A 9,258-nucleotide genomic window follows, 5' to 3' on the forward strand; every position below is an offset into this window, starting at 1 on the left:
GGAGGAGATATTTAAAGGACGTTGCAATTAATGGACTTCGCCCTTAAATTGCTATTCAAGTTTGGGTAGTTTATTTTACATTTTGATTGAATTTAATTGAGAAGAATGGTCGATAGAACAAAGCATACAACGATAAATTGTCGGATTTTATCCAGATCAGCCTTCAGGGAGAATAATTTTATCAGATGAAAGATTTAAAATTAACAGCGTTAACTGAAACGCATCGGAAAACCGTCATTCCAGTTGGAGACATTCGAATTGGAGAAGATTTTGTCGTCATCGCCGGACCGTGCGCGGTTGAAAGCGAAACGCAGACGATCAAAACAGCGTTGGCTGTCAAAGCGGCAGGCGGAAATATGTTGCGGGGTGGCGCATTCAAACCGCGAACCTCTCCGTACGCTTTTCAGGGGCTTGGACTGAAAGGTCTGAAAATTCTGGAAAAGGCGAAAAAAGAAACCGGTTTGCCCGTCGTTACTGAGGTGCTGGATTCGCGAGACGTTTCTTGGATTTGCGAATATATTGATGTCCTTCAGATTGGCGCACGCAACATGCAGAATTTCTCGCTTCTGAAGGAAGTCGGAAAATCCAACAAACCAGTGCTTTTAAAACGCGGAATGTATTCGACTCTTGAGGAATGGCTAAACTGCGCCGAATATATTTTATCAGAAGGGAATCCGAATGTTCTCCTCTGTGAGCGCGGCATTCGGACATTCGAAACCTATACGCGAAACACACTGGATTTAAGTATTGTTCCATCTGTCAAGGAAACAACTCACTTGCCTATTTTTGTCGATCCATCGCACGGTACCGGAAGACTTAGTTTGATTGAACCGATGAGTCTTGCGGCGGTTGCGGCTGGAGCCGATGGATTGGAAATTGAAGTGCATTTTAATCCTGCCGAAGCGTTGAGCGACAAAGACCAGCAATTAACGCCGGAAATGTTTCAATCATTGATGATAAAAGTGAAAAAAGTGCGTGACTGTATGGAAGAATTTTCATTTGAAAAAAGATGAAACAACTGACGCTTAAGACAACTAGCGGTTCCTGCGAAATTCTTGTCAGCAAATCCTTGAAGAATGTTCAGAATTACATCCCGGCAAAAAGAACGATTATCCTGACAGACCGACAAGTCGCCTCGCTATATCGCAATCAATTTCCGAATTTTCCAGTTATCGAAATCGGAATCGGTGAATCAAGTAAAAATTTGGAGACGGTTAACCGAATTTATCGTGAATTGATCGAACTGGAAGCGGATCGTTCGACTTTTCTTTTGGGAGTCGGCGGCGGAGTTGTAACCGATGTGACCGGTTTCGTCGGTTCGACTTTTCTACGTGGAATTGACTACGGATTCGTTGCATCGACAATTTTAGCGCAGGTTGACGCGGCGATTGGCGGCAAAAACGGCGTTAATTATTCCGGCTATAAAAATCTTGTTGGGACGATACGACAGCCGCGATTTGTGATTTGCGATTTGGATATGTTGCGAACTTTGTCGATACAAGAAGTGAGAAGCGGTTTGTCTGAGGTCGTTAAGACGGCGGCGATCCGCAATGCCGATTTGTTCACATTTTTAGAAAATAACCTTGAAAAAATCCTGTCGCTTGATACCGAAGCGATAGAAAAAATCGTTGCTGAGTGTGTCCAGATCAAGGCGGAAATCGTAGAACATGATGAGAGAGAATCGGGTCAGCGCCGCTTGCTAAACTTCGGTCATACATTTGGGCATGCAATCGAAAAAGTTACCAGATTGACACATGGGGAATCCGTTAGCGTTGGAATGTGCCTGTCGGCAGATTTTTCTGTTAAAAGACGCATTTTGGTGCCAGAACAAAGTTCGCGACTGAAGGATCTTTTGAAGCAGATTGGATTGACGATTGATGTTTCATTACAGAAAGACGCCATTGTTCAAGCAATGTGGAAAGACAAAAAACGCGAGGATGAAAACCTGCATTTTGTCTTTTTATATGATATCGGCGATGCCCGAACTGAACTTATAAGTTTGACTAATTTGAAAGAATTCATCGATGATATGCGTTAGCATTGCCGAACCGACAATCGACCTTGTCATAAAAAGTTTAAAGGATGAAGAATTTGCAGAAATTCGTCTCGATGCGATTGAAAATCTCAAACTTGACGATGTCCCTCGAATTTTTTCCGGTTCCCATAAACTCATCGCTACCTGTCGGTTTGGGTTTTATAATGATGAACAGAGAAAAGCGTTTTTAATTGAGGCGATCCGGTCAGGCACCACATTTGTGGATGTCGAAGTCGATTCTCCGGAAGAATTCATTGCCGAGGTCGTCCGAGCGGCACGTGAAAATGGAACGCAGGTTATTGTATCTTACCATCATTTTGAAAAAACGCCAAGTTCTGCCGAATTGGATCAGATCATTGACTGGTGTTTTTCATTGGGGGCAGATATTGCAAAAATCGCATGTCGTGCTTTAAATAAATCCGATTGTGCTAAAATTTTAGCGTTATATCAAAGATCAAATCCAATCATTGCATTTTCGATGGGTTCGATTGGGGCGTTTACCCGAGTTGCGGCAGCGTTTCTCGGCGCTCCGTTTATTTATGTCGCCAAATCCGCTGGAAAAGAGACAGCGGAAGGGCAATTTGACAAGAAGCAGATGCTTGCTATTATGGAGAAAATCGCCGGTGTCTGAAAAACGGATTTTCGCCATCGTCGGACTTCCGGTTTTGCATAGCCGCAGTCCGCAAATTTATCAGCAGTTATTTCGTATAGAAAACCGAGAATTGATCTACACCAGATTGGCGGTTCAGAGAATATCTGAAGCGATTTCTGTGATGGATGATCTTGGAATTTCCGGTTACAATATCACAGCGCCATTCAAAAAAAATGTTTTACGACATCTGAATGAGGTTTCAGAACCAGCCCGGAAAATGTGTGCTGTAAACACTGTTGTCCGGAAGGATGGAAAATTAGTCGGATACAATACTGATATTGACGGAGTAATCGGCGCTTTACAGTCGAATGGAATCGAACTATCAGGAAATTCTGCGGTTGTGATTGGGGCAGGCGGAGCGGGTAGAGCCGCAACTTTTGGATTATTGAAAACCGGCGCAAAAGTAATTCTGGTCAACCGTTCAGTCGAAAAGGCGGAGAAAATCGCCAAATCTTTTGGTTGTGAATTTGCGCCGATGGAAAATCTTGCGGATGTAGTGAAAAATGCGAAGATCATCGTCTCAGCGCTTCCTGCCGGAGTTGATGTAATTGCAGACGAGTGGCTAACTCCGAATCACGTTTTACTCGACGCGAACTATCATTCGGAAATTTTAAAAAACAAAGCCGGGAAACGCGGCGCGACCTTTATCGGCGGCGAATCTTGGCTGATACACCAAGCGATTCCTGCTTATCGCCACTTTACTGGTTCGCAAAAAAAAATGAAAATTCCAAAAATCATCGATTTTAATAGTTCAATGAAAAATATTGCACTTGTCGGATTTATGGGAGTCGGGAAGAGCTTTGTTGGGAAATCTTTAGCGAAGTTGCTGGGATGGAAATATATCGATACAGACGATGAGATTGTGGAGAAGACTGGTAAGTCTATTTCGCAAATTTTTTCAGAATATGGCGAATCAGAATTTCGGGAAATGGAGCGGGAAGTAATTCAGTCGGTCGTTCGACAAAAGTGCGCAGTTATTTCCTGCGGTGGCGGTGTCGTTCTCGATCAGGTAAATCGCCGACAACTTATCGATAATAGTCTGACCGTTTGGATTTACGCGCCGGTCAAAACTGCGTTGTCAAGAATCGATTTGACGAGTCGCCCGCTTTTATCGCGGAACGTTTCAGCGGTTGAATTAGAAGCGGAGAAAATATTTCGGAAACGACGAGATTTGTATGCCGAAGTTTCCGACTTAGTGGTAATTAATAAGCGCTGGTCTTCGCAAAAGACAGCGGAATTGATTTATGAAGAAGTCTGTTCGGCGTTCGGTCATTTGTGGTAATCGGCACGCGCCCGCATCGAAAAGTCTGATGCAAAGAGCCATCGCCGCGGCTTTACTTGCTGACGGAGAGACAACTTTGCGCAATCCGACGTATTGCGCAGATTCGCTCGCGGCGTTATCTGTCATCCGTGGGTTAGGCGCGTCTGTGGAGCGATCATCTGGCAGTCTGACAATTCGCGGAGGAATTTCTCCGATAGAAAAAACGCTAAACTGTGGGGAGTCTGGCTTGTGCCTCAGAATGTTCGCACCGATCTGCGCGTTATTTTTCGGTGAGTTGATGTTGACTGGTGAAGGTTCGCTGAAACAGCGACCGCTTTCAAATATGGAATCGCCGCTTGCGGATTTGGGCGCTTTCTGTTTAACAGAAAACGGCTATTTGCCGGTGCGGATTCATGGACCGCTTCGCGGTGGAAAAACGGATGTCGATGGTTCACTCAGTTCGCAATTTCTAACCGGTTTACTGATGGCGCTTCCATTGGCATCAAACGATTCCGAAATCCGTGTCATCAATCTAAAAAGTAAACCTTATGTCGATATGACGCTGGATGTTCTTCGATCTTTTCAAATAAATATTCAGCGTCGGGGGAATCGGTTTTTGGTTCCGGGAAATCAACATTATCGGGCGTGTGATTATTTAGTCGAAGGCGATTGGAGCGGAGTCGCATTTTTACTGGTTGCTGGCGCGATTGCTGGTTCCGTGACGATTAGTTGGATTTCCAGCGTTTCCAAGCAACCGGACAGAGCGATAATTGAGGTCATACGATCGGTTGGCGCAGAAATCCAAATAGACGATAATTCAATAACTGTTAGGAAAAATCGGCTTGCGGCGTTTGAATTTGACGCAACAGACTGTCCGGATCTTTTTCCGCCATTAGTTGCGTTAGCGGCGAATTGCAACGGGCGCTCGGTCATTCGCGGTGCGAGCCGATTAATTCATAAAGAAAGCAATCGTGCGGAAGTGCTTCAGAGCGTTTTTACAGAATTGGGTATCTCGGTCATCATTCGGGGTGATGAAATGATTATTACGGGCGGAAAAATCTTAGGAGGTCATGTTATTTCTCATGGCGATCACCGAATCGCAATGTCGGCGGCGATTGCTGGTTTGACGGCAGAATCGAAGGTAACGATTGAAACGGCGGAATGTGTAGCCAAATCATATCCGACTTTTTTTGAAGATTTAAAATCCATTGGAGGACAGGTCGATGAATAGTTTTGGGAGACTTTTCAGAATTCAGGTTTTCGGAGAATCACATGGCGCGGGGGTTGGTGTGATCATTGACGGTTGTCCGGCTGGTCTGCGAATTATGGAATCTGATTTGATGTTGGAAATCAACCGCCGGAAAAGTGATGGAATCGGTACGACAGCGCGTACTGAGTCCGATTTTCCGGAAATAATCAGCGGCATTCTGAATGAAAAAACAACCGGTAGTCCGATTGCCATTGTTTTTAAAAATCAAGATGTTCAGTCGGAGATTTATCAGACATTTCGCGAGGTTCCCCGACCCGGACATGCCGATTTTGTAGTAGATCGAAAATTTGGAGGATTTAATGATATTCGAGGTGGTGGACATTTTTCCGGACGACTGACTTTAGGATTGGTCGCAGCGGGCGCTATCGCGAAAAAACTCATTGAACCAACAACAATTAACGCGAAAATACTAGAAATAGGCGGCGAGACGGATTTTGAGGAAATTATTGAAAAAGTGAGAGCGGAAGGCGATTCTATCGGCGGATTGATCGAGTGCAGGGTTCAAGGCGTTCCCGTCGGATTGGGAGAGCCGTTTTTTGATTCGGTGGAATCGCTCATCTCGCACATCGTTTTTTCGATTCCCGGGATCAAAGCGATCGAATTCGGCTCTGGATTTCAAGCCGCTGTCATGCGCGGCTCGGCTCACAACGATTTATTCATCGATAAAAAAGGAACGACGTCGACCAATAATGCGGGCGGAATCAATGGAGGCATCACGAATGGAAATGAAATCATTTTTCGGGTGGCAGTCAAGCCGACATCGAGCATTTCTAAGTCCCAGCGCACGTTGAATTTTGCTGATGAAGAACCGACAGATTTATCGATTTTGGGGCGGCATGACGCCTGTATTGCACTCAGAGCGCCGGTCATCGTCGAAGCCGCCACTGCGATCGTTTTAGCCGACCTCTTTTTATTGGAACAGAAATTTGGAAGACGGATGGAGTAGAGATGGATTTAAAGGAAATCAGGAAACAGATCGATATTCTCGACGGGAAAATCATTCAGAATTTAAACGATCGAATGGAATTGGCAATCCTTGCCAAACGTTTTAAAACTGAAATTGAAGATTTAGAGCGTGAGAAGGAAATTTTTGATAAAATTTCCAAACGCACTAAGCATCTTGTTCAGGTAGAATTGCTTAAGCAAATCTTTTTCGAGATCATCGGCGAGAGTAAACGTTTGCAAAAAATCGAACACAAACTGATTGGATTTCAGGGTGAACACGGCGCATACAGTGAATTAGCCGCTCATTTTTGGAACGAAAAATATGTCGGCATTCCATGCAAGGAATTCACAGATGTGTTCGATGGCGTGGCATCCGGCTGGTATGATTTCGGGATTGTCCCGGTGGAAAACACGCTGGGCGGCGTCGTCGGTCCGGTCAACGACCTTCTTCTGCAAACCGATTTATTTGTTGTTGGCGCTATTGAAATTCCGATTTCACATTGCTTGATGATCGTCTCCGGAGCCGATCATCGGGAAATTCGGAGTGTCTATTCGCATTCGCAAGCACTTTCCCAGTGCAAACATTTTCTATCGCGTAATAGACTTGAACCGATTTCTTATTACGACACAGCCGGTGCGGCGCGCATGTTGGCAGAAAAGAATCTGAAAGGTTGTGCCGTTATCGCCAGCAAACTCGCGGCGGAACTTTACAATCTTGAAATCATCAAGGAAAATGTCGAAGATCTCGGCATAAACCGAACGCGCTTTCTGATTCTTTCCCGTGAAAAATTTCAAGGAGATGGCGATAAGTGCAGTATCATTTTTTCGACGGAGCATAAAGCCGGTACACTTTTTAACGTTCTGGAGATTTTCGCTCATGCGGGCATCAATCTGACGCGAATTGAATCTATTCCCGGACAGTTGGGCGAATACTCGTTCTTTCTTGATTTTATCGGTTCGGAACATGACAAAAAAGTGGTAGAGGCACTGAAAAAAGTTAGCAAAATGACTGGCAGTCTGCGGCTAATTGGTTGCTACAAAGAAAGGAACATTTCATGAAAATAGTTGTTATGGGCGCCGGACGCATGGGCGCTTGGTTGGTTGAAGAATTCTGTCACGATTATGAAGTAGCGGTTTTTGATACCGATCCGAAGAAATTGAAATATTTTATCAAAGTTACTCGACTTTTGGAAGTGTCGGAGATTCAGGCATTTCAACCGGAACTACTTGTTAATGCAGTCACGCTGAAAAATACGATCGAGGCGTTTGACATGGTGCTTCCTTATTTGTCAGCGAATTGCTTACTCTCGGATATCACGTCAGTCAAAAACGGTATTTATCAATATTACCAACGGTCAGGCAGGCGTTTTGTCTCTACCCATCCAATGTTTGGTCCGACGTTTGCCAATATTCGCGACCTAAGTAATGAAAACGCTATCATCATCAGCGAGTCAGATAAAGATGGGAAAACCTTTTTTCAAAATTTCTACCAGAATCTCAGACTGAATATCTTCGAATATTCGTTTGAAGAACATGATGAAACGACCGCTTATTCCCTGGGAACGCCGTTTTCCTCGTCATTGGTTTTTGCCGCGTGTTTAAAAAATCAGAAAGCGCCGGGAACGACCTTTAAAAAACACATGGAAATTGTGCGCGGGTTGTTGTCTGAGGACGATTTTCTGATATCGGAAGTGCTGTTTAATCCTAGGACGCTCAAACAGATCGAACGGATTAATTCGCAGCTTACTTATTTGACGCATATCATTCGTGGACGTGATTATGAAGAGATGAATAAATTTCTTGACAGATTACGTGAAAATATTCAATAAATCTTATTGAGTCATAATTTTTTCTATGAGTTTTGCGTCGTTGGGAAGAAGTCCGGAATTGACGAGTCGCGGGGTCATTTTTTTTAGGTTAGGATTTTGTTGGAAAACGCGATGAAAAATAGGCAAGGCTTGGTCGATTCGGCCAGTTGAAACAAGCGTAATCGCTGTCCAATATGGTAATTCGGCGTTTTCTGGATAAAAATTTTCCGATAACCGGTATTCATTCAGAGCTTTTTCAATTTCGTTTTTTTCTAAATATGCGTCGCCCTGATTTGCATGTTGATATGCACGGTGAATTCGTATCAGCCGTTTCAATTCCGACAAGGGATCTGGATTATCCTCGACGCGAAGGTTGAGAACAATATCTTTCCATGGGATTCCTGTCGGTTTTCCAGATACAATGAGCATCGCCGCCGACTGCCTGCCTCGAATGTCGCCTCCTTCTTTTTCCGCCGCTTCAAGCGCAGACATCATACGATCGGCAAGATCGCCGGGCGCGGTCTCAAACGCTTTTGCCATTGCATCCCAAACGGTATTGTTTTCCATCATGTTTGCCTGTACAGAATAGTTTTTCCCGATATGATGCCCCGCCATATTTACACATCGGCTTCCAGTGTAAGCGCTCACGAAACCCTTAACGTCAATCATTGCCACTTGACGAACTGCCGAGTCTTTGTCATTTTCTAAAAGTTTTTTGAGTGCTTTCTCCGCAGAAAGCCCTTTTTCCATTAATGCGAGACCGTCGGGTCCATATTCGACTTTAACAAACGATTGCGTAGCAACGGCACCTACGCCAGCCTTTGCCCATGGAACCAATTGACCGACTGAGAACCAATGACTTTGAACGGCAACGCCCAGTTCGCCAGTCATTTCATCATAAGCGACTATGGAATAGGTCGCTACGGGACGAGTTGCGGTCTCGCCGGCGGCTAGAATAACTGAAAATAGGATAGTAATCAAAAAGGCCTGGAGTGATTTCATAAAAACCTCGATTGATGGTAAAGGAACATTTCGATAAAAATTTATGCAAGAATTGATCAAACTGAAATACAATTTCAAGTACTAGCAAGAAAAATTCGATCCTTACTATAGGGAATTGAAATAGATTTTTCAGACGTCTTTTCCATTGCCTATCAAAATCCATCTGTTTAAATTACATCTCGTTTTTTGATGAAGTCGCTGAAAGACGCTAAATCTGAATGATTCGGATTGATTTTTAACAATAGATTTTAAAATGGGCGATTATCCGCCGGAGTCGGACAGGGC

General features: G+C 44.2%; 9 protein-coding genes. 8 read left to right on the top strand and 1 reads right to left on the bottom strand.

The window, feature by feature from the left end; all coding sequences use genetic code 11:
- Positions 1-185 precede the first annotated feature (185 nt).
- From aroF to COT43_00140, 8 genes are read left to right on the top strand one after another with little or no spacing between them, the layout of a single operon-like run.
- Positions 186-1,013 (top strand): 3-deoxy-7-phosphoheptulonate synthase, encoded by an 828-nt coding sequence (gene aroF / locus COT43_00105; GenBank protein PIS31210.1) that lies wholly within the window; start codon positions 186-188, stop codon positions 1,011-1,013.
- Positions 1,010-2,038: a 3-dehydroquinate synthase gene (gene aroB, locus COT43_00110; GenBank protein PIS31211.1), complete on the top strand. Its 1,029-nt coding sequence runs from the start codon at positions 1,010-1,012 to the stop codon at positions 2,036-2,038. The genes aroF and aroB overlap by 4 nt, the downstream gene beginning before the upstream one ends.
- Complete coding sequence (locus tag COT43_00115; GenBank protein PIS31212.1) at positions 2,025-2,666, top strand: hypothetical protein; 642 nt, start codon at positions 2,025-2,027, stop codon at positions 2,664-2,666. Before aroB ends, COT43_00115 begins: the two co-directional genes overlap by 14 nt.
- Positions 2,575-3,969 (top strand): hypothetical protein, encoded by a 1,395-nt coding sequence (locus COT43_00120; GenBank protein PIS31213.1) that lies wholly within the window; start codon positions 2,575-2,577, stop codon positions 3,967-3,969. Before COT43_00115 ends, COT43_00120 begins: the two co-directional genes overlap by 92 nt.
- Positions 3,932-5,179 (top strand): 3-phosphoshikimate 1-carboxyvinyltransferase, encoded by a 1,248-nt coding sequence (gene aroA, locus COT43_00125; GenBank protein ID PIS31214.1) that lies wholly within the window; start codon positions 3,932-3,934, stop codon positions 5,177-5,179. Before COT43_00120 ends, aroA begins: the two co-directional genes overlap by 38 nt.
- Positions 5,172-6,164: a chorismate synthase gene (locus tag COT43_00130; GenBank protein ID PIS31215.1), complete on the top strand. Its 993-nt coding sequence runs from the start codon at positions 5,172-5,174 to the stop codon at positions 6,162-6,164. Before aroA ends, COT43_00130 begins: the two co-directional genes overlap by 8 nt.
- Before the next feature lie 2 nt (positions 6,165-6,166).
- Entirely contained in the window at positions 6,167-7,222 is a 1,056-nt protein-coding gene (locus COT43_00135) for a bifunctional chorismate mutase/prephenate dehydratase (protein PIS31216.1), read from the top strand.
- Positions 7,219-7,992: a prephenate dehydrogenase/arogenate dehydrogenase family protein gene (locus COT43_00140; GenBank protein ID PIS31217.1), complete on the top strand. Its 774-nt coding sequence runs from the start codon at positions 7,219-7,221 to the stop codon at positions 7,990-7,992. The genes COT43_00135 and COT43_00140 overlap by 4 nt, the downstream gene beginning before the upstream one ends.
- Before the next feature lie 3 nt (positions 7,993-7,995).
- Here COT43_00140 and COT43_00145 read toward each other — a convergent pair whose 3' ends face one another.
- The gene (locus tag COT43_00145) at positions 7,996-8,973 is read right to left on the bottom strand and encodes a Zn-dependent protease (protein PIS31220.1); all 978 of its coding nucleotides are present in this window, start codon (positions 8,971-8,973) and stop codon (positions 7,996-7,998) included.
- Positions 8,974-9,258 lie beyond the last annotated feature (285 nt).

This window comes from Candidatus Marinimicrobia bacterium CG08_land_8_20_14_0_20_45_22 (assembly GCA_002774355.1).
GTDB lineage: Bacteria > Fidelibacterota > UBA2242 > UBA2242 > UBA2242 > 0-14-0-20-45-22.

Excerpts from the sequence above, each read along its gene's own strand:
- COT43_00135 (PIS31216.1), top strand. The coding sequence starts at position 6,167 with ATGGATTTAAAGGAAATCAGGAAACAGATCGATATTCTCGACGGGAAA.
- COT43_00130 (PIS31215.1), top strand. The coding sequence starts at position 5,172 with ATGAATAGTTTTGGGAGACTTTTCAGAATTCAGGTTTTCGGAGAATCA.
- COT43_00140 (PIS31217.1), top strand. The coding sequence starts at position 7,219 with ATGAAAATAGTTGTTATGGGCGCCGGACGCATGGGCGCTTGGTTGGTT.
- COT43_00120 (PIS31213.1), top strand. The coding sequence starts at position 2,575 with ATGTCGCCAAATCCGCTGGAAAAGAGACAGCGGAAGGGCAATTTGACA.
- aroB (PIS31211.1), top strand. The coding sequence starts at position 1,010 with ATGAAACAACTGACGCTTAAGACAACTAGCGGTTCCTGCGAAATTCTT.
- aroF (PIS31210.1), top strand. The coding sequence starts at position 186 with ATGAAAGATTTAAAATTAACAGCGTTAACTGAAACGCATCGGAAAACC.
- aroA (PIS31214.1), top strand. The coding sequence starts at position 3,932 with ATGAAGAAGTCTGTTCGGCGTTCGGTCATTTGTGGTAATCGGCACGCG.
- COT43_00115 (PIS31212.1), top strand. The coding sequence starts at position 2,025 with ATGATATGCGTTAGCATTGCCGAACCGACAATCGACCTTGTCATAAAA.
- COT43_00145 (PIS31220.1), bottom strand. The coding sequence starts at position 8,973 with ATGAAATCACTCCAGGCCTTTTTGATTACTATCCTATTTTCAGTTATT.